This window comes from Paenibacillus doosanensis (assembly GCF_025060755.1).
Lineage (GTDB): Bacteria > Bacillota > Bacilli > Paenibacillales > NBRC-103111 > Paenibacillus_S > Paenibacillus_S doosanensis.
Genome location: NZ_JANYUY010000047.1, coordinates 23,410 through 46,120, shown reverse-complemented (window position 1 = coordinate 46,120; position 22,711 = coordinate 23,410). Strand labels below are relative to the sequence as shown.

The window sequence follows — 22,711 nt, the reverse complement described above, 5'->3', positions numbered from 1 at the left end:
ACCTCCTTCCCGAAACTAGGGTAATTACCAGCTTGCTTTTTTCACGCCAGGAATCTGGCCTTTATATGCTAATTCACGGAAACAAATTCTGCAAATTTTGAATTTCCGTAGAACGGAATGCGGACGACCACAGCGTTCGCAGCGTGTATACGCCTGTACCTTAAATTTAGGAGGGCGCTGCTGCTTCACTTTCATCGAAGTTTTTGCCACTTACTTTTACACCTCCGCTTGTACCGTTTATTTTGTAAACGGCATTCCTAATTGGGTTAATAATTCACGGGATTCTTCGTCAGTTTTAGCCGTCGTTACGATAACGATGTCCATACCGCGAACTTTATCCACTTTATCGTACTCGATTTCCGGGAAAATCAATTGTTCTTTCAGACCCAGCGTGTAGTTACCGCGGCCGTCGAATGCTTTGGCAGATACACCGCGGAAGTCACGAACGCGAGGAAGAGCTACGTTGAACAATTTGTCCAAGAAGTGATACATACGCTCGCCGCGCAATGTTACTTTTACGCCGATTGGCATATTTTCACGCAGTTTGAAACCTGCGATCGATTTTTTCGCTCTGGTTACTACCGGTTTTTGACCAGCGATCAGTTGAAGGTCTTGAACCGCTACGTCAAGCACTTTGGAATTGGAAACAGCCTCGCCAACACCCATGTTGATGACGACTTTCTCAATTTTAGGCACTTGCATAACCGTAGAGTAGTTGAACTTCTGAATTAACGAAGGAGTAACTTCGTTCAGAAAACGATCTTTCAATCTTGCTGTCATGTTTGATGTACCTCCTTTCCTAACTTATACGATTAATCGATAACTTCACCGGATTTTTTAGCTACGCGCACTTTTTTACCGTTATCCAGAACTTTGTAACCTACACGGGTAGGTTGGCCGCTCTTTGGATCAACCAGCATCACGTTGGATACGTGAATCGGTGCTTCTTGAGTGATGATACCGCCTTGTGGATTAGCTTGCGATGGCTTAGTGTGCTTTTTAACCAAGTTCACACCTTCAACCAATACGCGGTTCTCACGAGGGTATGCTGCGATTACGCGACCTTTTTTACCTTTGTCTTTACCAGTAATCACGAACACGGTATCGTCTTTTTTCACGTTCAATTTATTGTTGTAAGACTCTAACTTCTTACCTTTGTTTGGCATCGAATTTCCACCTCCTAAGAGTTTTCGGTAGAAAACTCACTTCGTAAGCATGTACTGAGCGTTCGGAGAACGCTAACTTCGTAAGCAGCCCCTTAACCGGGCGCCGCTTCTATATTAGATAACTTCCGGTGCAAGAGATACGATTTTCATGAAATCTCTGTCACGAAGCTCACGAGCAACTGGTCCAAAGATACGAGTTCCGCGAGGACTCTTGTCATCTTTTACGATAACCGCTGCATTTTCGTCGAAGCTGATGTAGGAACCGTCTTTACGGCGGGCACCGCTCTTCGTACGAACGATAACGGCCTTAACAACATCACCTTTTTTGACAACGCCACCTGGTGTTGCTTCTTTCACGGAGCAGATGATCAAATCACCGATATGACCTACACGACGACCTGTACCACCCAATACGCGAATGCACATAAGCTGTTTTGCACCAGAGTTGTCAGCCACATTTAAACGAGATAGAGGTTGAATCATTGTCTAAACCCTCCTTCCGGAATTGATGCAATTAGCATATCTTAAACGATAACCGCTTTTTCTACAACTTCGATCAGTCTCCAACGCTTGTCTTTGGAGAGCGGACGAGTTTCCATAACTCTAACAACGTCACCGATTTGCGCTTCGTTGTTTTCGTCATGCGCTTTGAATTTCTTCGTATATTTAATTCTCTTGTGGTAAAGATCGTGTTTTTTGTAAGTCTCAACGGCAACAACGATGGTTTTGTCCATTTTGTTGCTTACGACTTTACCAACCTGAGTTTTACGTTCGTTACGTTCACTCATGTGAGATCCTCCTCTCTCATTCATTAACTAATGATACCCAGTTCTCTTTCACGCAAAACAGTCTTTGCACGAGCAATCTCTTTGCGGACTTCTCGAATCTGAACTGGGTTATCCAGTTGACCGGTAGCCAGTTGAAAACGGAGGTTAAAGAGTTGTTCCTTAAATCCGGCAACCTTTTGTTCAATCTCAGCAGTGGTTAAGTTGCGAAATTCACTAGCTTTCATTTGCTTCACCACCTACATCTTCTCTTTTAACAAACTTCGTTTTGATCGGCAGCTTGTGAGAAGCAAGACGCATTGCTTCGCGAGCAATCTCTTCACTTACGCCGGCAAGTTCGAACATAATTTTACCTGGCTTAACAACAGCAACCCATTTTTCCACGTTACCTTTACCGCTACCCATCCGAACCTCAAGAGGTTTTTGAGTAATTGGCTTCGCAGGGAAAATTTTGATCCAAACTTTACCGCCCCGTTTGATGTAACGAGTCATCGCAATACGAGCAGCTTCGATTTGACGGTTCGTCACCCAAGCCGGTTCCATTGCTTGCAAACCATATTCGCCGAAATGTACTTCCGTACCGCCTTTAGCACGACCGCGCATATTGCCGCGATGTTCTTTACGGTGTTTTACACGTTTAGGAACTAACATGATTAGTTGCCTCCTTCCGTTACAGCCTTTTTCTTAGCCGTTGGAAGAACTTCGCCACGATAGATCCATACTTTTACGCCGATACGGCCATAAGTGGTATGAGCTTCCGCTGTACCATAATCGATGTCCGCACGCAGCGTATGAAGAGGAACCGTACCTTCGCTGTATCCTTCCGTTCTGGCGATTTCCGCTCCACCCAAACGACCGCTTACCGATGTCTTGATCCCTTTTGCTCCAGCTCTCATCGATCTTTGAAGTGCTTGCTTCATCGCACGACGGAACGAAACGCGACGCTCCAATTGTTGAGCGATGCTTTCTGCTACCAAGATAGCGTCCAGCTCAGGATTTTTGATTTCGGAAATGTTGATATGGATTTTCTTACCGTTCGTCAGCTTGGCGATGTAGTTGCGAATAATCTCAACTTCCGAGCCACCTTTACCGATAACCATACCAGGCTTAGCCGTATGAATAGTAACATTAACACGGTTTGCCGCACGTTCAATATCAATGTGAGAAACAGCCGAATCCTTCAGCTTTTCTTTCAGGTATTCGCGGATTTTCACGTCTTCCAAAAGCAGATCGCCGAAATCTTTACCAGCGTACCATTTGGATTCCCAATCGCGGATAATACCAATTCTAAGTCCTACCGGGTTTACTTTCTGACCCACACGTTATCCCTCCTTATTTTTCAGATACCACTAACGTAATGTGGCTGGTACGTTTATTAATACGGCTCGCACGGCCCATAGCGCGAGGACGGAATCTTTTCATCGTTGGACCTTGGTTCACGTAAGCCTGGGAAACAACCAAGTTGTTAGGGTCCATGGAGTAGTTATGCTCCGCATTGGCGATTGCCGAATTCAGAACCTTCTCCACGATCGGGGATGCCGCCTTCGGCGTGTGACGCAGAATGGCGATTGCCTCACCAACTTGTTTGCCGCGGATCAAATCGACCACCAATTGCGCCTTACGAGGAGCAATGCGAACGAATCTTGCAATGGATTTTGCTTCTTGCATGGAAGTACCTCCTCTCATTTACAACTCATCGATAGCAAAACGCTCTAATTAGCGTTTGCCTGTTTTCTTGTCATCATCATGACCTTTGTAAGTACGAGTTGGAGCAAACTCACCCAGTTTGTGTCCAACCATATCTTCTGTAACATAAACCGGCACGTGCTTTCTTCCATCGTACACCGCAAATGTGTGACCGATAAATTGCGGGAAAATGGTAGAACGGCGAGACCAAGTTTTAATTACTTGCTTCTTAGTTGTATCTCCTTGCGCTTCGACTTTCTTCAAAAGATAGCCGTCCACGAAAGGTCCTTTTTTCAAACTGCGACCCATGTTTCGTTCCTCCCTTCATTAATCGTACCTTTATAGATATTACTTCGTACGACGACGAACGATATATTTATCAGATGCTTTGCCTTTTTTACGCGTTTTATAACCCAGGGTCGGTTTACCCCAAGGAGACATCGGGGATTTACGTCCGATTGGAGCGCGGCCTTCACCACCACCGTGAGGGTGATCGTTAGGGTTCATTACAACCCCGCGCACTTCAGGTCTTTGACCCAACCAGCGGGAACGTCCGGCTTTACCGATTTTCACGAGCTCGTAGTCTTCGTTACCTACAGCACCGATCGTAGCGCGGCAAACTTTAAGAACTTTTCTTACTTCGCCGGAAGAAAGGCGGATCGTTACATAATCCTCTTCTTTACCGAGCAGCTGAGCTTCCGTACCGGCTGCACGAACCAATTGTCCGCCTTTGCCCGGTTTCAACTCGATGTTGTGAATCACAGTACCTACAGGAATGTTTTCAAGCGGCAATGCATTGCCGATCTTGATGTCCGCTCCAGCACCGGAAACGATTTGATCGTTTACTTTCAAGCCTTTTGGAGCAATGATATAACGTTTTTCACCGTCAACATAGTGAATCAAAGCGATGTTAGCCGAACGGTTTGGATCGTATTCGATTGTAGCAACGCGTCCAGGTATTCCATCTTTGTTCCGTTTGAAGTCGATGATCCGGTATTTACGCTTATGTCCGCCGCCTTGGTGACGAACCGTAATTTTACCTTGGTTGTTACGGCCTGCTTTTTTGCTCAAAGGTGCAAGCAAGGATTTCTCCGGTGTAGACGTTGTGATTTCTTCAAATGTAGAAACCGACATAGCGCGTCTTGCAGGCGAGGTTGGTTTATATTTTTTGATTGGCACTTAGATTCCCTCCTTACTTCTAAAAATGAATTACACCGTTTCGAAGAATTCGAGTTCTTTGCTGTCTGCGCTCAAGGAAACAATCGCTTTTTTCCACTCGGAAGTATATCCGGAGTAACGACCGTAACGCTTAGGCTTAGCCGGCATTCTCATTGTGTTAACATTCGTTACTTTCACTTTGAAAATCGACTCGATGGCTTGTTTGATTTCCGTTTTGTTCGCACGAAGATCAACTTCGAAAACGTATTTCTTCTCGGCCATCATATCGCTTGTACGCTCAGTAATTACAGGGCGTTTAATAATGTCGCGAGGGTTCTTCATTACGCAAACACCTCCTCTACCTTCTGTACCGCATCCTTAGTAATGATCAGCTTGTCGTAAACCATAACATCAAGCACGTTGATTCCTTCAGCTACTACAAATTTCACTCCAGGAATGTTGCGTGCGGACAATGCTACGTTTTCTTCGTAACCAGCTGTAACTACCAAAGCTTTGCGGTCCACTTTCAAGTTGTTAAGAATCGCTGCGAATTCTTTCGTCTTCGGCTGAGCCAATTGCAATTGATCAAGCACGATGATTTCATTTCCGATTACCTTGGAAGATAATGCAGATTTGATCGCAAGACGACGAACTTTTTTAGGCAGCTTGTAGGAATAGCTCCGTGGAGTCGGTCCGAATACGGTACCGCCACCTTTCCATTGAGGAGCGCGGATACTACCTTGACGAGCACGGCCTGTACCTTTTTGTTTCCATGGTTTACGGCCACCGCCGCGAACTTCGGAACGTCCTTTTACTTTATGAGTACCAAGACGCAGAGAAGCGCGCTGCATCAGAACCGCTTCGTTCAAAACGTGAACGTGAGGTTCAATTCCAAATACGGAATCCGACAATTCAACTTCTCCCACTTGGGAACCACTAACGTTGTATAATGCTACTTTTGGCATCTGTAATCCTCCTTTCCTGCTTTACTTATTTCTTCACCGTAGATTTCACGCTAACGTAGCTGTTTCTAGCGCCTGGGATGGAGCCTTTAACCAAGATTACGTTACGTTCAACATCTACTTTGATCACTTCAAGGTTTTGCAAAGTAACCGTTTCGCTACCCATATGTCCTGGCAGGTTTTTACCCTTTGGAACACGGTTTGCTTGAATCGAACCCATGGAACCTGGTCCGCGGTGATAACGAGAGCCGTGAGCCATTGGACCTGTGGATTGATTATGTCTTTTGATAACGCCTTGGAACCCTTTACCTTTGGATGTACCCGTTACGTCAACGAATTCGCCTTCTGCAAACAAGTCAGCTTTAATCTCTTGGCCAACTTCCAATTCAGACATACCGCGAATTTCTTTTACGTAGCGCTTAGGTGTTGCGCCTGCTTTCTTCGCATGGCCCAACTCAGGTTTATTGGCATTCTTTTCTTTCTTATCATCAAAACCGATTTGGATCGCTTCGTAACCGTCGTTCTCCACGTCCTTTTTCTGAAGTACAGTACAAGGACCTGCTTGGATTACCGTTACTGGAATAACCAAACCTTCCGGAGTAAACACTTGAGTCATTCCAAGTTTTTTCCCTAAGATACCTTTCATCGTTGACACCTCTTTTCCTCTCATACGTTCATTTATTTATTCACATGTGAATTACAGTTTGATTTCGATGTCCACACCGGACGGCAGATCCAAACGCATCAAAGCATCTACAGTTTGAGGCGTTGGGTTAACAATATCGATCAAGCGCTTATGTGTGCGCATTTCGAATTGTTCGCGAGAGTCTTTGTATTTGTGAACCGCACGAAGAATCGTGATGATTTGCTTCTCCGTAGGCAGCGGAATCGGACCCGATACGCCTGCACCGGAGCGTTTCGCAGTTTCAACAATTTTCTCGGCGGATTGATCCAAAATTCTGTGATCATAAGCCTTCAAACGAATACGAATTTTTTGCTTTGCCATAGTATTCCCTCCTTCTATCGCCCAATTTAGTATCGGACATACTCAGTGAAAATCTCCTGACGCCGTCCCTATGGCAAAGGGGCCGGGTGTGTCAGCAACCTCTCACGTCATCGCAACGTCACAGACCAACGCTCACTATTATATAAAATCCTGAATGAAAAAGCAAGCTCTTCTTTGCACTTTTGCCTAAAAAAATAAATCCCCTCATCTTTATGCAAGATGAAGGGATTCGTTATCGCTTCAGCAATTACTTGCTGATAGTTGCAACTGCGCCAGCGCCTACAGTACGGCCGCCTTCGCGGATAGCGAAGCGAGTACCTTCTTCGATAGCGATTGGAGCGATCAGCTCAACCGTAACCGTGATGTTGTCGCCTGGCATAACCATTTCAGTACCTTCAGGCAGGTTGATGATACCTGTAACGTCAGTTGTACGGAAATAGAATTGAGGACGGTAGCCAGTGAAGAAAGGCTTATGACGGCCACCCTCTTCTTTAGTCAGAACGTAGATTTGAGCAGAGAAGTTCGTGTGTGGTTTAACCGAACCCGGTTTAGCCAATACTTGTCCACGCTCGATATCTTTACGGTCTACACCGCGAAGCAATGCGCCGATGTTGTCGCCAGCTTGAGCGGAGTCCAGCAATTTGCGGAACATCTCAACGCCAGTAACGACGGATTTGCGAGTTTCTTCAACAAGACCAACGATTTCGATCTCGTCTTGTACTTTAACCGTACCGCGCTCTACACGACCTGTAGCAACAGTACCGCGGCCAGTGATCGAGAATACGTCCTCGACAGGCATCAAGAAAGGCTTGTCAGTGTCGCGCTCAGGAGTCGGGATGTAAGAATCAATGTGCTCGAACAGCTCAATGATTTTATCAGCCCAAGGACCGTCTGGGTTTTGCAAAGCTTCACGAGCTGCACCGCGTACGATTGGAGTGTCGTCGCCAGGGAACTCATATTCGTTCAACAAGTCGCGAACTTCCATTTCAACCAATTCCAGAAGCTCTTCGTCTTCAACCATGTCGCATTTGTTCAAGAATACGACGATGTAAGGAACGCCTACTTGGCGGGAGAGCAGGATGTGTTCGCGAGTTTGCGGCATTGGGCCGTCAGCTGCGGATACAACCAGGATCGCTCCGTCCATTTGCGCTGCGCCTGTGATCATGTTTTTAACATAGTCGGCGTGACCTGGGCAGTCAACGTGTGCGTAGTGACGGTTAGGAGTTTCGTATTCAACGTGTGCAGTGGAGATAGTGATACCGCGCTCACGCTCTTCTGGAGCTTTGTCGATTTGGTCGAAAGCTACCGCTGCGCCACCGTATCTTTTGGACAATACAGTAGTGATAGCAGCAGTCAAAGTTGTTTTACCGTGGTCAACGTGACCGATCGTGCCGATGTTAACGTGCGGTTTATTGCGCTCAAATTTCGCTTTTGCCATGGTTAGATTGCCTCCTTAGATAAACATTTATTATTAGGCGCCTTTGTTCTTTGCAACGATTTCTTCTGCAATGGACTTAGGCACTTCTTCATAGTGGGAAATTTCCATCGAATACACGCCGCGACCTTGTGTACGGGAACGCAAAGTGGTGGAGTATCCGAACATTTCGGACAAAGGTACTTTTGCACGGATGATTTGCGCACCGTGACGAGTGTCCATACCTTCGATCCGTCCGCGGCGGGAGTTCAGGTCGCCCATTACGTCGCCCATGTACTCTTCCGGTACGGTTACTTCTACTTTCATGATTGGCTCAAGCAATGCCGGACGGCATTTTTCCGCTGCGGCATTCAAAGCCATGGAACCGGCAATTTTAAACGCCATTTCACTGGAGTCGACATCATGATAAGAACCGTCAACAACGGTTGCTTTAATATCAACAAGAGGGAAACCGGCGTATACGCCGTTCTTCATGGACTCTTCAATACCTGCTTGGATCGGAGCGATATATTCTCTAGGAATAGAGCCGCCCACGATTTTGCTTTCGAACTGGAAGCCAGTACCGGCTTCAAGCGGTTCGAACTCAACCCAACAATGTCCGTATTGACCACGGCCGCCGGATTGGCGAACGAACTTGCCTTCGACTCTAGCCGCTTGACGGAACGTTTCACGGTATGCAACCTGCGGTTTACCCACATTGGTTTCTACCTTGAATTCGCGAAGCATACGGTCAACCAGGATCTCCAGGTGAAGCTCACCCATACCGGCGATGATGGTTTGACCAGTCTCTTCGTCCGTATGAGCACGGAAAGTCGGGTCTTCTTCGGAAAGCTTTTGCAAAGCGATACCCATCTTATCTTGGTCAGCCTTCGTTTTCGGCTCAACAGCAAGCTGGATAACCGGCTCTGGGAAGTTCATGGACTCCAAGATTACCGGATTTTTCTCATCGCAAAGCGTGTCCCCGGTTGTCGTATCTTTCAAACCAACCGCTGCCGCGATATCACCGGAGTAAACTTCGCTGATTTCTTGACGGCTGTTAGCATGCATCTGAAGGATACGGCCGATTCTTTCACGTTTGCCTTTTGTGGAGTTGATTACGTACGAACCGGAGCTCAAGATACCGGAGTATACGCGGAAGAACGTCAATTTACCTACGAACGGATCCGTCATGATCTTGAATGCAAGAGCCGAGAACGGTTGATCGTCCGCAGATTTACGAGTTACTTCCGTGCCGTCTTCCAAAGTACCTTTAATGTCAGGAACGTCGATCGGAGCCGGCAGGTAATCTACAACAGCGTCGATCATCAAAGGAACGCCTTTGTTACGGTAAGAAGAACCGCAAACAACAGGGAAGATTTTTACTTGGCAAGTACCGGTGCGAAGAGCTTTTTTGATCTCTTCAACAGTCAGTTCTTCACCCTCGAGGTATTTCATTGTAAGCTCTTCATCAAGCTCAGCAACTTTTTCCACGAGGTCAAGACGAAGCTCTTCCGCTTTTGCTTTATATTCTTCAGGAATTTCAACTCGATCTACTTCTTTACCCATGTCATCTTTAAAGATGAAGGCAACTTGTTCGATCAAATCGATAATACCAATGAAGTCACTTTCAGCACCGATTGGCAGTTGAATAGGAACCGCATTTGCGCCTAGTCTTTCACGCATTTGCTTAATTACGCCTAAGAAGTCTGCACCGATGATGTCCATTTTATTAACGTATCCAATACGAGGAACTCCGTAACGGTCAGCTTGTCTCCAAACTGTCTCGGATTGAGGCTCAACGCCTTCCTTCGCACTGAACACACCTACTGCTCCATCCAACACGCGCAGGGAACGTTCAACTTCAACGGTGAAGTCAACGTGTCCCGGGGTATCGATAATATTGATGCGGTGACCTTTCCAAGCGGCAGTCGTAGCGGCGGAAGTAATCGTAATTCCGCGCTCCTGCTCTTGCTCCATCCAGTCCATTGTCGCTGCACCTTCGTGCACCTCACCAATCTTGTGAGTACGGCCTGTATAGAACAAGATCCGCTCGGTAGTCGTCGTTTTGCCCGCATCAATATGCGCCATAATCCCGATATTACGCGTATCTTTTAAGGAGAACTCTCTTGCCATCAGGTTGTCTCCTTCCTATTATCAGGAATGTAATTTTACCAACGATAGTGCGCAAACGCTTTGTTGGCTTCAGCCATTTTGTGCGTATCTTCGCGTTTTTTAACGGAAGCGCCTGTGTTGTTGCTAGCGTCGATAATTTCTTGCGCCAATCTTTCTTCCATCGTTTTCTCACCACGAAGGCGAGAATAGTTAACCAACCAACGAAGTCCCAAAGTGGTACGACGTTCCGGTCTAACTTCGATAGGTACTTGATAGTTCGCACCACCGACACGGCGAGCTTTAACTTCAAGAACAGGCATGATGTTTTTGATGGCTGCTTCAAACACTTCCATCGGCTCTTTACCTGTACGTTCTTGAATCAGATTGAAGGCGTTATAAAGGATCGTTTGAGCGACACCTCTTTTGCCATCGATCATAATGCGGTTGATCAAACGAGTTACCAGCTTGCTATTATAAATAGGATCTGGCAATACGTCTCTGCGAGTAACTGGACCTTTACGAGGCATAGTTATCCCCCTTTCTCGAAAAGTTCATTCTTATGAAATCACTGATTACTTTTTCTCTTTCGGACGTTTCGTACCGTATTTGGAACGAGCCTGTTTACGGTTGTTCACACCGGATGTATCCAATGCGCCGCGAACGATATGGTAACGTACCCCTGGAAGGTCTTTTACCCGTCCGCCGCGAATCAATACAACGCTGTGCTCCTGAAGGTTATGTCCGATACCCGGAATGTAAGCAGTAACCTCTACGCGGTTAGTCAAACGTACACGGGCATATTTACGAAGAGCGGAGTTCGGTTTCTTCGGTGTCATTGTACCTACACGAGTACATACACCGCGCTTTTGAGGAGCGCTCAGGTCTGTAGCTTCTCTTTTCAGAGCGTTAAAACCTTTTTGAAGAGCCGGGGACTTGGATTTTTCCACTTTCGCTTGGCGTCCTTTACGAACGAGTTGGTTAATTGTTGGCATGTCGCCACCTCCTTCCAAAATGAATGACCTTGATTTTAAGCCCACAGATCCAGGCGAATCGTAAATGAACAAAGTAAAAGTTTTTGTCATCCTCACATCGCTGTTTTGTCTGACAAAAACATGCTGACATCATTCATTCACTACAGCTGCCATCGCAGCTCCAACTTCAATACCACACGCTTTACCTAACAACTTCATGGAATCAACGTATGTTACTTTAACCCCCATTTTCTTGCAGAGGTTAATCATTTTTATCGTTATTCGCGGATCTGCATCTTTGGCAACAAAAACTTCCGTAGCCTTACCTAGCTCTACCATTCTTGTCGCTTGCTTCGTGCCTATGCTAATGTTCGCTGCCTGTTTCACTTTATCATAAGACATGAAAACATCCTCCAAAGGAAAATGGCACACTTTGATATATTAGCATCCGGATCATACCCTGTCAAGAAAATTGCTTGTCTTCACAAAAAGAAATTATTTCATGAAGACAAGCATCGTTTCTATTCTTGATTTGGCGTTTATTCTACCGTGACCGTCTCCATTTCGAGAGACTGATCTTCGTCCGTAACCTCTTCGTTAGGATTGGTAATACGAATGTTACGGTATCTCGACATCCCCGTACCTGCAGGGATCAGCTTACCGATAATAACATTCTCTTTCAAGCCGAGCAGCTGGTCGACCTTGCCCTTGATCGCAGCGTCCGTCAATACGCGAGTCGTTTCCTGGAAGGACGCGGCCGACAGGAAGGAATCGGTCTCGAGCGACGCTTTGGTAATACCGAGCAGCACAGGTCTTGCGACAGCCGGCTCCAGATCGGCGAACAATGCCACTTTGTTGGCTTCCTCGTACTCATGAATATCGACGAAGGAGCCTGGCAGCAACGTCGTGTCGCCGGCGTCAACGATACGGATTTTGCGAAGCATCTGGCGAACCATAACTTCGATATGCTTATCGTTGATTTCAACGCCCTGGTTACGGTATACGCGCTGAACCTCTTGGAGAATATAGTTTTGCACGCCGCGAATCCCTTTGATGCGCAGCATTTCTTTAGGGTCGATGGAGCCTTCCGTCAATTCGTCGCCGGCTTCGACGTGCTGGTTCACCGACACGCGAATACGGGAGCCGTAAGGCACCGCATAAACTTTGGATTCCGCTTCGCCGAGCACTTCGATCTCGCGGCGGTCTTTCGCTTCGCGGATATCTTTGACGATACCGTCGATTTCCGTAATGATCGCTTGCCCTTTCGGATTCCGGGCCTCGAAGAGCTCCTGAATCCGCGGCAAACCTTGGGTAATATCGTCCCCTGCAACGCCCCCGGTATGGAACGTACGCATGGTGAGCTGAGTTCCCGGTTCCCCGATGGACTGAGCGGCGATAATCCCTACAGCTTCCCCGATCTCTACGTGCTGACCTGTCGCCAGGTTACGGCCGTAGCATTTTTTGCAGACGCCGTGTCTGGAGCGGCAGCTAAGCACGGAGCGGATTTGCAGCTTCTCGATGCCCGCAGCGATAATCTTGTCGGCGATGCCGGCTTCGATCAGCTCGTTGCGTCCGACAATCACTTCGCCGGTTTGCGGGTCGCGGATCGTTTCGAAAGCGTAGCGGCCTTCGATACGGTCGTACAGATCCTCGATAACCTCTTTGCCGTCCTGAATACGGCTGACGGTAAAGCCTTTGTCCGTACCGCAATCTTCGTCGCGAACGATAACGTCCTGTGCCACGTCGACCAGACGCCGGGTCAAGTAACCCGAGTCCGCTGTCCGCAGCGCCGTATCGGCCAACCCTTTACGGGCGCCGTGCGTGGAGATAAAGTACTCCAATACGGTGAGGCCTTCGCGGAAGTTCGATTTGATCGGCAGCTCATAAATACGTCCGGTTGGCGTAGCCATCAGACCGCGCATACCGCCGAGCTGCGTAATCTGCGATTTATTACCCCGTGCTTTAGACTCAACCATCATGTTGATGGAATTGTATTTATCGAGCGACTTCATCAGAATGTCCGTAATTTCATCCTTCGTTTTACTCCAGATGGCAATAACGCGGTCATAACGTTCGTCGTCGGTAATCAAGCCGCGGCGGTATTGATTTGTAACTACGTTAACTTTATCTTCGGATTCTTTCAGCAGCTCATCCTTTTCCGGAGGAACGGTAACGTCCGCTACGGCGATCGTAATACCGGCCTTCGTGGAATAAGTAAAGCCAAGCTCCTTGATCCGGTCGAGAATGACCGAAGTCAACGTCGTATGGTATCTGCGGAAGCATTCCGCGATGATCGATCCGAGATATTCTTTACCTACCGCTTTGCATTCCGGCAGCTCCTCCATAATTTTGCGGAGGTTCGCCCCCTTGTCGAATACGAAATATGCATCCGAAGGGCCGACGAGCAAGTTCGACTTTGTCGGCTCGTTGATATAAGGGAAATCGGCAGGATAAATTTCGTTAAAGATGACTTTACCGATCGTAGTGATCAGCATAGCTTCTTGCTGCTGCGGCGTGAAGCTCGTTTTGCTAAGCACTTTCGCCGGGATGGCGATACGAGCATGCAGCGAAGCGGCGCCGCGCTGGTACAAGGAAACAGCCTCATGCACCGAACGTACGATCGTCAGCGCGCCTTTGGCGAATTTGTTGTCGGTCGTCAAGTAGAAGCTTCCCAAGACCATATCCTGAGAAGGCGTAACGACCGGCTTGCCGTCTTTCGGGTTCAAGATGTTACCGGATGCGAGCATAAGCACGCGCGCTTCCGCTTGAGCCTCGGAAGACAACGGAACGTGAACGGCCATTTGGTCACCGTCAAAGTCGGCGTTATACGCCGTACATACGAGCGGATGCAGCTTGATGGCGCGTCCTTCTACAAGGATCGGTTCGAACGCCTGAATCCCCAATCTGTGCAGCGTGGGGGCACGGTTGAGCAGAACCGGATGTTCCTTGATGACTTCTTCAAGCACATCCCATACTTCAGGGCTTACGCGTTCTACTTTGCGCTTCGCGCTCTTGATGTTATGGGCGAGGCCTTTATTGACAAGCTCCTTCATAACGAATGGTTTGAACAGTTCCAAAGCCATTTCTTTAGGAAGACCGCATTGGTACATTTTGAGGCTCGGACCTACGACGATAACCGAACGACCGGAATAGTCAACCCGTTTACCAAGCAAGTTTTGCCGGAAGCGTCCTTGCTTCCCTTTGAGCATATGGCTCAAGGATTTGAGCGGACGGTTACCAGGACCGGTTACAGGACGGCCGCGGCGGCCGTTGTCGATCAAGGCGTCTACCGCTTCCTGCAGCATCCGCTTCTCGTTCTGAACGATAATATCCGGAGCTCCAAGATCGAGCAGCCGTTTCAAACGGTTGTTCCGGTTAATAACGCGGCGGTACAAATCGTTCAAGTCGGAAGTCGCAAAGCGTCCGCCGTCGAGCTGAACCATCGGGCGCAGCTCCGGAGGAATAACCGGAAGCACGTCGAGTACCATCCATTCCGGCATGTTTTTCGAATTGCGGAATGCTTCCATAACTTCGAGCCGTTTAATCGCACGGTTACGACGCTGGCCTTGAGCCGTTTTGAGCTCTTCTTTCAGCGTTTCGACCTCTTTATCGATGTCGATGTCCTGAAGAAGCTTTTTCACCGCTTCGGCGCCCATTCCCGCTTGGAAAGCATAGCCGTACTTTTCACGGTAGCTGCGGTATTCTTTCTCGGACAGCAGCTGCTTTTTCTCCAGCGGTGTATCGCCTGGGTCCGTTACAACATAAGATGCGAAGTAGATGATCTCTTCGAGGGAACGAGGAGACATATCGAGAGCCAAGCCCATACGGCTCGGAATCCCTTTGAAGTACCAAATGTGGGATACCGGAGCCGCCAGCTCGATGTGGCCCATACGCTCGCGCCGAACCTTTTGTCTGGTCACTTCAACGCCACAGCGATCGCAAACGACGCCTTTATAACGAACGCGTTTGTATTTGCCGCAATGACATTCCCAGTCTTTGGTCGGTCCGAATATTTTTTCGCAGAACAAACCTTCCTTTTCAGGCTTCAGTGTTCTGTAGTTGATCGTTTCCGGTTTTTTAACTTCCCCGCGGGACCACGAACGGATCTTTTCCGGAGAAGCCAAGCCGATTTTCATAAATTCGAAGTTGTTAACGTCCATCAAGGAGCAACCCTCCTTAAGAATGTGCTATATGATCAGCAAACCATGCGGTATCGCGAACACTTGCGTTATTCTACACCTAACTCCGTGCCTTCAAGATTGAGATTGAGCTTATCGCTTGTAACCTCATCGTCGTCGTCCATTTCCTTCATTTCGATCTCTTGCTCGTCTCCAGACAGGATTTTCACGTCCATACCCAAGCTTTGAAGCTCTTTAATCAATACTTTAAAGGATTCCGGAACGCCAGGTTCAGGAACGTTCTCACCTTTGACGATTGACTCGTAAGTTTTCACCCGACCGACCACGTCATCGGACTTGACGGTCAAAATTTCTTGCAGCGTATAAGCCGCGCCGTAGGCTTCCAGAGCCCAAACCTCCATCTCCCCGAAGCGCTGTCCGCCGAACTGAGCTTTACCGCCCAACGGCTGCTGCGTTACGAGAGAGTAAGGACCTGTGGAACGGGCATGGATTTTATCGTCAACCATGTGCGCCAGCTTAATCATGTACATGACGCCGACCGTAACTTCACGTTCGAACGGTTCGCCCGTACGTCCGTCATACAGCAATGTCTTACCGTTGCGCTGCATGCCGGCTTCTTCCATCGTATCGAATACGTCGTGCTCGCGCGCGCCGTCGAATACCGGAGTCGCCGTATGAATGCCGAGGAAGTTGGCGGCCATGCCCAAGTGAACCTCGAACGCCTGACCGATGTTCATCCGCGAAGGAACGCCCAGCGGGTTCAAGACGACTTGAACAGGAGTTCCGTCCGGCATGAACGGCATGTCCTCTTCCGGCAAAATACGGGCGATAACCCCTTTGTTACCGTGACGTCCGGCCATTTTATCGCCTTCGGAAATTTTCCGTTTTTGCGCGATATAGACACGAACCAATTGATTAACGCCAGGAGGCAATTCATCGCCGTTCTCGCGGGTAAACACCTTCACGTCTACGACGATACCGTCGGTACCGTGCGGAACGCGCAGAGAGGTGTCGCGAACTTCACGCGCCTTCTCACCGAAGATCGCATGCAGCAAGCGCTCTTCCGCCGTCAGCTCGGTTACGCCCTTAGGCGTTACTTTACCGACGAGGATGTCGCCCGCGCCGATCTCGGCACCGACACGAATAATGCCTCGCTCGTCCAGATTCTTCAGCGCGTCTTCACCCACGTTCGGGATATCGCGCGTGATTTCCTCCGGTCCCAGCTTCGTATCGCGGGCTTCGGATTCGTATTCCTCGATATGAATGGATGTGTATACATCCTCTTTAACCAACTTTTCGCTCAGCAGAATCGCATCCTCGTAGTTATAACCTTCCCAAGTCATAAATGCTACGACTACGTTGCGACCAAGCGCCAATTCGCCCATTTCGGTCGAAGGTCCGTCCGCCAAAATATCGCCGACGCGGACTTTCTCGCCTTTGTGGCAAATCGGACGCTGATTGATACACGTACCTTGGTTGGAACGCATAAACTTATGCAGCTTATGCTTGATCAAATCGCCGTTCACCAGCTTGCCGTCTACCATCGCCTGGCGGCGAACCCAAATCTCGTTAGCCGACACGCGTTCTACGACGCCGTCGACTTTGGACACGATACATACGCCCGAGTCTTTGGCTGCCTTATGCTCCATACCGGTACCTACCAGAGGCGCCTTAGGAATGAGCAAAGGCACGGCTTGACGCTGCATGTTCGAACCCATGAGGGCACGGTTGGAGTCGTCATTTTCCAGGAACGGAATCAATGCCGTCGCTACGGACACAACCTGTTTAGGCGAAACGTCCATATAGTCAACGCGTTCTTTAGGAAGCGTCAAAATATCGTCTTTATAACGAACGATAACGGAGTCATTGACAAAATGCCCGCTTTCCGTAAGCTCGGCATTCGCCTGCGCTACGACGTAGTTATCTTCCTCGTCCGCCGTCAAATACGCGATTTGATCGGTCACTGTTTCCGTCTTCGGATCGACCCAACGATAAGGAGCTTCAATGAAGCCATACTCGTTGATTCTCGCAAACGTGGACAAAGAGTTGATCAAACCGATGTTCGGACCCTCCGGCGTCTCGATAGGACACATCCTGCCATAGTGAGAGTGATGGACGTCGCGGACTTCAAAGCCTGCGCGCTCTCTCGTCAAACCGCCGGGCCCGAGCGCGGACAGACGACGTTTGTGCGTCAGTTCGGCAAGCGGGTTCGTTTGGTCCATAAACTGGGACAGCTGGGAGCTTCCGAAAAACTCTTTGATCGATGCGATCACAGGCCGGATATTGATCAGAGCCTGCGGCGTAATGACGTTGGCGTCCTGAATGGACATCCGCTCGCGCACTACGCGCTCCATACGGGACAGACCGATACGGAATTGGTTTTGCAGCAATTCGCCGACCGAACGCAAACGCCGGTTGCCCAGGTGGTCGATATCGTCGGTGCTGCCAATGCCGTGCAGTAGATTGATGAAGTAGTTGATAGATGAGATGATGTCTGCAGGCGTGATGTTTTTAACCGACTTATCAATCTTACCGTTAGCAATCACTTTTACGATCTTGCCGTCTTCGATAGGAGAATACACATTGATGCATTGGAAAGGAATATGCTCCATATCCGTCACGCCGTTGACGGCCGTATACTCATTGAAGCCTACGCCGTTCTCCAAATAAGGGAGAATCTCGTCGAGCAAGCGGCGATCGAGCAGTTGTCCTGCTTCGGCGATAATTTCACCGGTGCTGGTGTCGACCAGCGTTTCGGCCAGCCTCTGATTAAACAGACGGTTTTTAATATGCAGCTTCTTGTTGATTTTGTAACGTCCTACATTCGCTAGATCATAGCGCTTCGGATCGAAGAAACGAGCTACCAGCAAGCTTCTTGCATTATCGAGCGTAGGAGGCTCGCCTGGGCGAAGCCGTTCATAGATTTCAATCAACGCTTTGTCGGTAGAATCGGTATTATCCTTATCCAGCGTATTGCGGATGTACTCATCGTCACCCAGCAGGTCCAGGATTTCCGCGTCGGTGCCGAAGCCCAAAGCTCTCAGCAGCACGGTGACCGGAATTTTACGAGTACGATCGATACGGACATAAATAATGTCCTTCGCATCCGTCTCCAGCTCCAGCCACGCGCCGCGGTTAGGAATTACCGTTGCCGTATATGTTTTCTTGCCGTTTTTGTCCACTTTCGTGCTAAAATAGACGCTAGGAGATCGAACCAGCTGACTGACGATAACCCGTTCGGCACCATTGATAATAAAAGTCCCTGTCTCCGTCATCAAAGGGAAATCTCCCATAAATACTTCCTGCTCTTTGACTTCGCCAGTTTCTTTATTGATCAAGCGCACTTTCACACGAAGCGGAGCTGCGTACGTAACATCGCGTTCTTTGGACTCATCGACGGAATACTTAGGTTCGCCTAAGCTGTAATCGATAAATTCCAACACCAAATTCCCCGTGAAATCCTGAATCGGGGAAATATCCTGAAACATTTCACGCAATCCTTCTTCCAAAAACCACTCATATGATTTTTGTTGGATTTCAATCAGGTTCGGAACTTCCAAAACCTCATGAATCCGAGCGTATGACCTGCGTTTGCGTCGACCTAATTGAACAAGATGACCCGCCAACTTTGATTCACCCCTCATGTCTACTCAATAGAACAAAATAAAAGCCTCTCCTGAAGCCTTCTCGAGTAAATACTGTTGAAGTGATACTTCTTGTGGAAGCTTCTAAATGCATCAACTTTCATGTTACCATAATTTTCCTCATACCATGTAGGTTTTACCTAAAATTTAAACATTATACGTCGAATGCCTAAATTTTATTCATCATGCCGCCAAAAAATATTTCTTGACATTTTAGTACACTAAAGACATGTAACCCTACCCTAATGCTGACATTTTATAATAATACCACATCAGAAATGTCAAGTCAACATAATTGTATTTCACGCCACTTATTTCACGGCCTTGATGATTCTGTAGCCTTTATCCTTGCCGATCTCGATCACTTTGGCAAACAAGCTCTCCAGTTTGGCAATCGCCGACGGAGCGCCTTGCTTCTTCTGAATGACGATCCACAACGCCCCGCCGGGATTCAGCACTTCATACGCCTGTTCAAAAATCCGGTGCACCGTCTCTTTGCCCGCCCGGATCGGAGGATTCGTCAGAACGGCGTCAAACTTCCGGTTCAGCACTTCCGCCAGCATATCGCTCTGCAATACTTCGACATTCGCCATCGCATTGCGCTGCGCATTTTGCCGAGCCAGCTGCACCGCCCGCTCATTGATATCGACAAGCGTCACCTTTCCTTCGGGAATCAAGCTTGCCGCAGCCAAGCCGATAGGCCCATAGCCGCAGCCGACATCCAGCACTTCCCCGCGCTCCGGCAGCTCCATCGCCGCGATCAATGCTTTGGTTCCGTAATCCACCCCCTTTTTGGAAAACACGCCGGCATCCGTCACAAAGGTAAATTTACGGCCCCGCAGCATTTCGTCTACGGTGTGCATGTCGTGTGCCGTCGTTGGTTTTTGCGAATAGTAATGCTCGCTGATCTTTCTCACCCCCACAAGGCTACATGGTACCTTCCGCGCCAATACGGCAAGAAGATAGAGAAAACCCCCTGAAGTTTACATCTCCAAGGGGTCTGCCGACTGCATAGGAAATTATTTTACTTCTACAGCTGCGCCAGCTTCTTCCAGCTTAGCTTTGATTGCATCAGCGTCTTCTTTACCCACTTTTTCTTTGATTGGTTTAGGAGCGCCGTCAACCAAGTCTTTTGCTTCTTTCAGGCCAAGACCAGTGATCTCACGAACCACTTTGATAACGTTGATTTTGGAAGCGCCAGCGCTAGTCAAAATTACGTCGAATTCTGTTTGCTCAGCAACTTCAGCTGCGCCAGCGCCGCCAGCTACAACAGCTACAGGAGCTGCGGCAGTTACGCCGAATTCTTCTTCGATTGCTTTAACAAGATCGTTCAATTCCAAAACTGTCATGCCTTTAATGGCTTCCAAGATTTGCTCTTTACTCATGGTATATATACCTCCAATAATTTATTGTTTTTGGTTAGTTCAACTGCAAAGCGGATTAAGCTTCTTGCGCGCCGCCGTCTTTTTCTGCCACAGCTTTAACCGCAAGGGCGAAGTTGCGCACAGGAGCTTGGAGCACGCTGAGCAACATGGACAGCAAGCCTTCTCTGGAAGGAAGCTCGGCCAGTGCTTTGATTTGGTTAACATCAACCACTTTACCTTCAACTACACCCGCTTTAACGCTAAGATGTTCGTTTTTCTTTGCAAAAGCCGTCAAAATTTTTGCAGGAGCAACGATATCGTCTTTACTGAACGCGATCGCCGTAGGACCTGTAAGATAATCATTCAGCTCGCTCAGTTCAGCATTCGTCGTAGCACGTCTAGCCAAAGTGTTTTTCAATACTTGGAATTCAATGCCCGCTTCACGCAGCTGCTTGCGAAGCTCGGTTACTTGAGCCACGTTCAACCCGCGGTAGTCGGCAACGATCGTGCAAGAGCTCTCTTTCAGCTTTTCAGCTACTTCCGCAACCTGCTGGGATTTTTGCTCAAGAATTTTCGCGTTTGCCATTTTTGCACCTCCTAAAGTTTTCGTGAGAAAACGGTCTCCGTCATCATAAACTTAGTTTTCGTGAGAAAACGCATTTCATCAGTTACCGTATCAACTTATCTCGTAAACATTCCGTAGTATTCCGCTGCAACACGTTCTATCGGTCATGTCCGCAAAGGCATCTTTACTTTAAGCAAAAATGCCTTCGCAGACACTGCGAAGGCATGATGATTCACGTTATCTTTGAACTAAAGGCAAAGAAATCCGTTTCTATATCATAACACCTCGGCAGGAAATTAAGCCTCGTCGGCACCTGCTGTCTACGGTAAGTCATATTCGATTGTTAGCTAGATTAGGTTAGCATGGGAGACTGTAAAAGTCAACTGCCAAGCTTATCCTTATCTAAAAGTTTGCGCGTTTACGCGAGCGCTAGGACCCATCGTCGAGGAAACAGCGATGTTTTTCAGGTATACACCTTTAGCAGCCGCAGGCTTCGCTCTGTTCAAAGCGTCGATCAATGCGCGGAAGTTGTCAGCCAGTTTCTCGGCATCAAAGGATACTTTACCGATTGGAGCATGGATTTGACCGGCTTTATCCAAGCGATATTCGATTTTACCAGCCTTGATCTCCTGAACCGCTTTAGCTACGTCGAACGTAACCGTACCGGCTTTAGGGTTAGGCATCAAACCTTTACCGCCCAAGATACGACCCAGTTTACCCACTTCACTCATCATGTCCGGTGTAGCTACGCAAACGTCAAAGTCGAACCAGCCTTGCTGGATCTTGTTAATCATGTCTTGATCGCCTACGAAATCAGCGCCAGCCGCTTCCGCTTCTTTAGCTTTATCGCCTTTGGCAAATACAAGCACACGTTTGGTTTTACCTGTACCGTGCGGCAATACGACAACGCCGCGAACAGCCTGGTCTTGTTTTCTAGGGTCAACGCCCAGACGAACTGCAACTTCAACGGTTTCGTCGAATTTTGCAGGCGCCGTTTTTTTCACAAGCTCGATAGCTTCTAACGGCTCATATACCGCTTCGGCATCTACAAGCTTAGCAGCTTCCAAATACTTCTTACCGTGTTTAGGCACTTTGTATATCCTCCTCTGTGGTATTAGCGGAATATCCTCCCACTGGTAGTGCAACCATTACATTTGCAAAGCCATGTTGGTTGTCACTGGTAGTGCAACTGTTACTTTCAGGAATAGAAAGTCAGTTGTCACTGGTAGCGCAACCGTTACATTACGCGAAGCAATGTCGGTTGTCACTGATTAAGCAACCGGAATTAGTCTTCGATGACTACGCCCATGCTGCGAGCAGTACCTTCGATCATACGCATTGCAGCCTCAACGGATGCAGCGTTCAGGTCAGGCATTTTTTGTTCGGCGATTTCACGGACAGTTGCGCGTTTAACCGTAGCAACTTTCTTTTTGTTAGGTTCGCCGGAGCCTTTTTCGATTTTTGCAGCTACACGGAGCAATACAGCAGCCGGTGGAGTTTTGCAAATAAACGTAAAGGAACGGTCCTCGAATACAGTGATTTCAACAGGAATGATCAAACCTGCTTGATCGGCAGTACGAGCGTTGAACTCTTTACAAAAAGCCATGATGTTAACGCCTGCTTGACCGAGGGCCGGACCGATTGGCGGAGCCGGATTCGCTTTACCAGCAGGAACTTGAAGCTTAACAATCTTGATAACCTTTTTTGCCATTGTGTGACACCCCCTTGTACGTAGTGTG

Annotated in this window: 27 protein-coding genes and 1 other annotated feature; all 27 genes read right to left on the bottom strand. The window is 48.2% G+C overall.

All coding sequences use genetic code 11. From position 1 onward, the window contains the following. Positions 1 to 24: 24 nt before the first annotated feature. The 27 genes from N0M98_RS25975 to rplK all read right to left on the bottom strand — a co-directional run bounded on the left by N0M98_RS25975 (position 25) and on the right by rplK (position 22,683). Entirely contained in the window at positions 25 to 210 is a 186-nt protein-coding gene (locus N0M98_RS25975) for a type Z 30S ribosomal protein S14 (RefSeq protein WP_026326663.1), read from the bottom strand. Between the two features lie 27 nt (positions 211 to 237). Continuing rightward, entirely contained in the window at positions 238 to 780 is a 543-nt protein-coding gene (gene rplE, locus N0M98_RS25970) for a 50S ribosomal protein L5 (protein WP_249860688.1), read from the bottom strand. Positions 781 to 812: 32 nt separating this feature from the next. After that, the gene (gene rplX / locus N0M98_RS25965; RefSeq protein ID WP_249860687.1) at positions 813 to 1,166 is read right to left on the bottom strand and encodes a 50S ribosomal protein L24; all 354 of its coding nucleotides are present in this window, start codon (positions 1,164 to 1,166) and stop codon (positions 813 to 815) included. Between the two features lie 114 nt (positions 1,167 to 1,280). Further along, a complete protein-coding gene (rplN, locus tag N0M98_RS25960; protein ID WP_239630961.1) occupies positions 1,281 to 1,649 on the bottom strand; it encodes a 50S ribosomal protein L14 in 369 nt (122 codons plus the stop codon). Positions 1,650 to 1,690: 41 nt separating this feature from the next. After that, positions 1,691 to 1,954 (bottom strand): 30S ribosomal protein S17, encoded by a 264-nt coding sequence (gene rpsQ, locus N0M98_RS25955; RefSeq protein WP_249860686.1) that lies wholly within the window; start codon positions 1,952 to 1,954, stop codon positions 1,691 to 1,693. A gap of 23 nt (positions 1,955 to 1,977) precedes the next feature. Continuing rightward, on the bottom strand, positions 1,978 to 2,178 hold the full coding sequence (rpmC, locus tag N0M98_RS25950) for a 50S ribosomal protein L29 (protein ID WP_239630959.1): 201 nt from the start codon (positions 2,176 to 2,178) through the stop codon (positions 1,978 to 1,980). Further along, positions 2,168 to 2,602: a 50S ribosomal protein L16 gene (gene rplP, locus N0M98_RS25945; RefSeq protein ID WP_028552009.1), complete on the bottom strand. Its 435-nt coding sequence runs from the start codon at positions 2,600 to 2,602 to the stop codon at positions 2,168 to 2,170. The genes rpmC and rplP overlap by 11 nt, the downstream gene beginning before the upstream one ends. A gap of 2 nt (positions 2,603 to 2,604) precedes the next feature. Beyond that, entirely contained in the window at positions 2,605 to 3,270 is a 666-nt protein-coding gene (rpsC, locus tag N0M98_RS25940) for a 30S ribosomal protein S3 (protein WP_249860685.1), read from the bottom strand. A gap of 13 nt (positions 3,271 to 3,283) precedes the next feature. Next, a complete protein-coding gene (gene rplV, locus N0M98_RS25935; protein ID WP_259619592.1) occupies positions 3,284 to 3,619 on the bottom strand; it encodes a 50S ribosomal protein L22 in 336 nt (111 codons plus the stop codon). A gap of 48 nt (positions 3,620 to 3,667) precedes the next feature. Further along, positions 3,668 to 3,946 carry a 30S ribosomal protein S19 gene (rpsS, locus tag N0M98_RS25930; protein ID WP_249860683.1) on the bottom strand — a complete coding sequence of 93 codons (279 nt, stop codon included), beginning with the start codon at positions 3,944 to 3,946 and terminating at the stop codon, positions 3,668 to 3,670. A 39-nt stretch (positions 3,947 to 3,985) separates the two neighbouring features. Then, positions 3,986 to 4,816 (bottom strand): 50S ribosomal protein L2, encoded by an 831-nt coding sequence (gene rplB, locus N0M98_RS25925; protein WP_249860682.1) that lies wholly within the window; start codon positions 4,814 to 4,816, stop codon positions 3,986 to 3,988. Between the two features lie 30 nt (positions 4,817 to 4,846). Further along, entirely contained in the window at positions 4,847 to 5,137 is a 291-nt protein-coding gene (gene rplW, locus N0M98_RS25920) for a 50S ribosomal protein L23 (protein ID WP_249860681.1), read from the bottom strand. Continuing rightward, entirely contained in the window at positions 5,137 to 5,760 is a 624-nt protein-coding gene (rplD, locus tag N0M98_RS25915) for a 50S ribosomal protein L4 (protein WP_249860680.1), read from the bottom strand. Before rplD ends, rplW begins: the two co-directional genes overlap by 1 nt. A 25-nt stretch (positions 5,761 to 5,785) precedes the next feature. After that, positions 5,786 to 6,403 carry a 50S ribosomal protein L3 gene (gene rplC / locus N0M98_RS25910; protein WP_249860679.1) on the bottom strand — a complete coding sequence of 206 codons (618 nt, stop codon included), beginning with the start codon at positions 6,401 to 6,403 and terminating at the stop codon, positions 5,786 to 5,788. A gap of 51 nt (positions 6,404 to 6,454) precedes the next feature. Continuing rightward, entirely contained in the window at positions 6,455 to 6,763 is a 309-nt protein-coding gene (rpsJ, locus tag N0M98_RS25905; RefSeq protein ID WP_005544556.1) for a 30S ribosomal protein S10, read from the bottom strand. A gap of 247 nt (positions 6,764 to 7,010) precedes the next feature. Then, positions 7,011 to 8,201, bottom strand: coding sequence for an elongation factor Tu (gene tuf, locus N0M98_RS25900; protein ID WP_249860678.1), 1,191 nt, complete (start codon positions 8,199 to 8,201; stop codon positions 7,011 to 7,013). A 33-nt stretch (positions 8,202 to 8,234) separates the two neighbouring features. Next, positions 8,235 to 10,310 carry an elongation factor G gene (gene fusA, locus N0M98_RS25895; RefSeq protein WP_259619591.1) on the bottom strand — a complete coding sequence of 692 codons (2,076 nt, stop codon included), beginning with the start codon at positions 10,308 to 10,310 and terminating at the stop codon, positions 8,235 to 8,237. Positions 10,311 to 10,345: 35 nt separating this feature from the next. Further along, positions 10,346 to 10,816: a 30S ribosomal protein S7 gene (gene rpsG, locus N0M98_RS25890; RefSeq protein WP_239630950.1), complete on the bottom strand. Its 471-nt coding sequence runs from the start codon at positions 10,814 to 10,816 to the stop codon at positions 10,346 to 10,348. Between the two features lie 45 nt (positions 10,817 to 10,861). Then, positions 10,862 to 11,281: a 30S ribosomal protein S12 gene (gene rpsL, locus N0M98_RS25885; protein WP_249860676.1), complete on the bottom strand. Its 420-nt coding sequence runs from the start codon at positions 11,279 to 11,281 to the stop codon at positions 10,862 to 10,864. A 129-nt stretch (positions 11,282 to 11,410) separates the two neighbouring features. After that, a complete protein-coding gene (locus N0M98_RS25880; RefSeq protein WP_249860675.1) occupies positions 11,411 to 11,662 on the bottom strand; it encodes a ribosomal L7Ae/L30e/S12e/Gadd45 family protein in 252 nt (83 codons plus the stop codon). Positions 11,663 to 11,799: 137 nt separating this feature from the next. Then, positions 11,800 to 15,423, bottom strand: coding sequence for a DNA-directed RNA polymerase subunit beta' (rpoC, locus tag N0M98_RS25875; protein WP_283942775.1), 3,624 nt, complete (start codon positions 15,421 to 15,423; stop codon positions 11,800 to 11,802). Positions 15,424 to 15,488: 65 nt separating this feature from the next. After that, the gene (gene rpoB, locus N0M98_RS25870) at positions 15,489 to 19,025 is read right to left on the bottom strand and encodes a DNA-directed RNA polymerase subunit beta (RefSeq protein WP_249866395.1); all 3,537 of its coding nucleotides are present in this window, start codon (positions 19,023 to 19,025) and stop codon (positions 15,489 to 15,491) included. 329 nt (positions 19,026 to 19,354) lie between these two features. Then, positions 19,355 to 19,951: a class I SAM-dependent methyltransferase gene (locus tag N0M98_RS25865; RefSeq protein ID WP_249866394.1), complete on the bottom strand. Its 597-nt coding sequence runs from the start codon at positions 19,949 to 19,951 to the stop codon at positions 19,355 to 19,357. A 111-nt stretch (positions 19,952 to 20,062) separates the two neighbouring features. Next, a complete protein-coding gene (gene rplL, locus N0M98_RS25860) occupies positions 20,063 to 20,428 on the bottom strand; it encodes a 50S ribosomal protein L7/L12 (RefSeq protein WP_249860674.1) in 366 nt (121 codons plus the stop codon). A gap of 55 nt (positions 20,429 to 20,483) precedes the next feature. Then, positions 20,484 to 20,993: a 50S ribosomal protein L10 gene (rplJ, locus tag N0M98_RS25855; protein ID WP_249860673.1), complete on the bottom strand. Its 510-nt coding sequence runs from the start codon at positions 20,991 to 20,993 to the stop codon at positions 20,484 to 20,486. A gap of 165 nt (positions 20,994 to 21,158) precedes the next feature. Continuing rightward, positions 21,159 to 21,316 (bottom strand) — a sequence feature (ribosomal protein L10 leader region). Positions 21,317 to 21,370: 54 nt separating this feature from the next. Further along, a complete protein-coding gene (gene rplA / locus N0M98_RS25850) occupies positions 21,371 to 22,063 on the bottom strand; it encodes a 50S ribosomal protein L1 (protein WP_249860672.1) in 693 nt (230 codons plus the stop codon). Positions 22,064 to 22,257: 194 nt separating this feature from the next. Beyond that, positions 22,258 to 22,683, bottom strand: a complete 426-nt coding sequence (gene rplK / locus N0M98_RS25845; protein WP_028552028.1) for a 50S ribosomal protein L11 — start codon at positions 22,681 to 22,683, stop codon at positions 22,258 to 22,260. Between the last annotated feature and the right edge of the window lie 28 nt (positions 22,684 to 22,711).

Coding starts and splice junctions, on each gene's coding strand:
- rplN (WP_239630961.1), bottom strand. CDS start 1,649: ATGATTCAACCTCTATCTCGTTTAAATGTGGCTGACAACTCTGGTGCA.
- rplC (WP_249860679.1), bottom strand. CDS start 6,403: ATGAAAGGTATCTTAGGGAAAAAACTTGGAATGACTCAAGTGTTTACT.
- rplX (WP_249860687.1), bottom strand. CDS start 1,166: ATGCCAAACAAAGGTAAGAAGTTAGAGTCTTACAACAATAAATTGAAC.
- tuf (WP_249860678.1), bottom strand. CDS start 8,201: ATGGCAAAAGCGAAATTTGAGCGCAATAAACCGCACGTTAACATCGGC.
- rplW (WP_249860681.1), bottom strand. CDS start 5,137: ATGAAGAACCCTCGCGACATTATTAAACGCCCTGTAATTACTGAGCGT.
- rpsQ (WP_249860686.1), bottom strand. CDS start 1,954: ATGAGTGAACGTAACGAACGTAAAACTCAGGTTGGTAAAGTCGTAAGC.
- rpsJ (WP_005544556.1), bottom strand. CDS start 6,763: ATGGCAAAGCAAAAAATTCGTATTCGTTTGAAGGCTTATGATCACAGA.
- N0M98_RS25880 (WP_249860675.1), bottom strand. CDS start 11,662: ATGTCTTATGATAAAGTGAAACAGGCAGCGAACATTAGCATAGGCACG.
- rplJ (WP_249860673.1), bottom strand. CDS start 20,993: ATGGCAAACGCGAAAATTCTTGAGCAAAAATCCCAGCAGGTTGCGGAA.
- rplP (WP_028552009.1), bottom strand. CDS start 2,602: ATGTTAGTTCCTAAACGTGTAAAACACCGTAAAGAACATCGCGGCAAT.
- rplE (WP_249860688.1), bottom strand. CDS start 780: ATGACAGCAAGATTGAAAGATCGTTTTCTGAACGAAGTTACTCCTTCG.
- rpmC (WP_239630959.1), bottom strand. CDS start 2,178: ATGAAAGCTAGTGAATTTCGCAACTTAACCACTGCTGAGATTGAACAA.
- rplD (WP_249860680.1), bottom strand. CDS start 5,760: ATGCCAAAAGTAGCATTATACAACGTTAGTGGTTCCCAAGTGGGAGAA.
- rpsS (WP_249860683.1), bottom strand. CDS start 3,946: ATGGGTCGCAGTTTGAAAAAAGGACCTTTCGTGGACGGCTATCTTTTG.
- rplK (WP_028552028.1), bottom strand. CDS start 22,683: ATGGCAAAAAAGGTTATCAAGATTGTTAAGCTTCAAGTTCCTGCTGGT.
- rplL (WP_249860674.1), bottom strand. CDS start 20,428: ATGAGTAAAGAGCAAATCTTGGAAGCCATTAAAGGCATGACAGTTTTG.
- rpsG (WP_239630950.1), bottom strand. CDS start 10,816: ATGCCTCGTAAAGGTCCAGTTACTCGCAGAGACGTATTGCCAGATCCT.
- fusA (WP_259619591.1), bottom strand. CDS start 10,310: ATGGCAAGAGAGTTCTCCTTAAAAGATACGCGTAATATCGGGATTATG.
- rplV (WP_259619592.1), bottom strand. CDS start 3,619: ATGCAAGAAGCAAAATCCATTGCAAGATTCGTTCGCATTGCTCCTCGT.
- rpsL (WP_249860676.1), bottom strand. CDS start 11,281: ATGCCAACAATTAACCAACTCGTTCGTAAAGGACGCCAAGCGAAAGTG.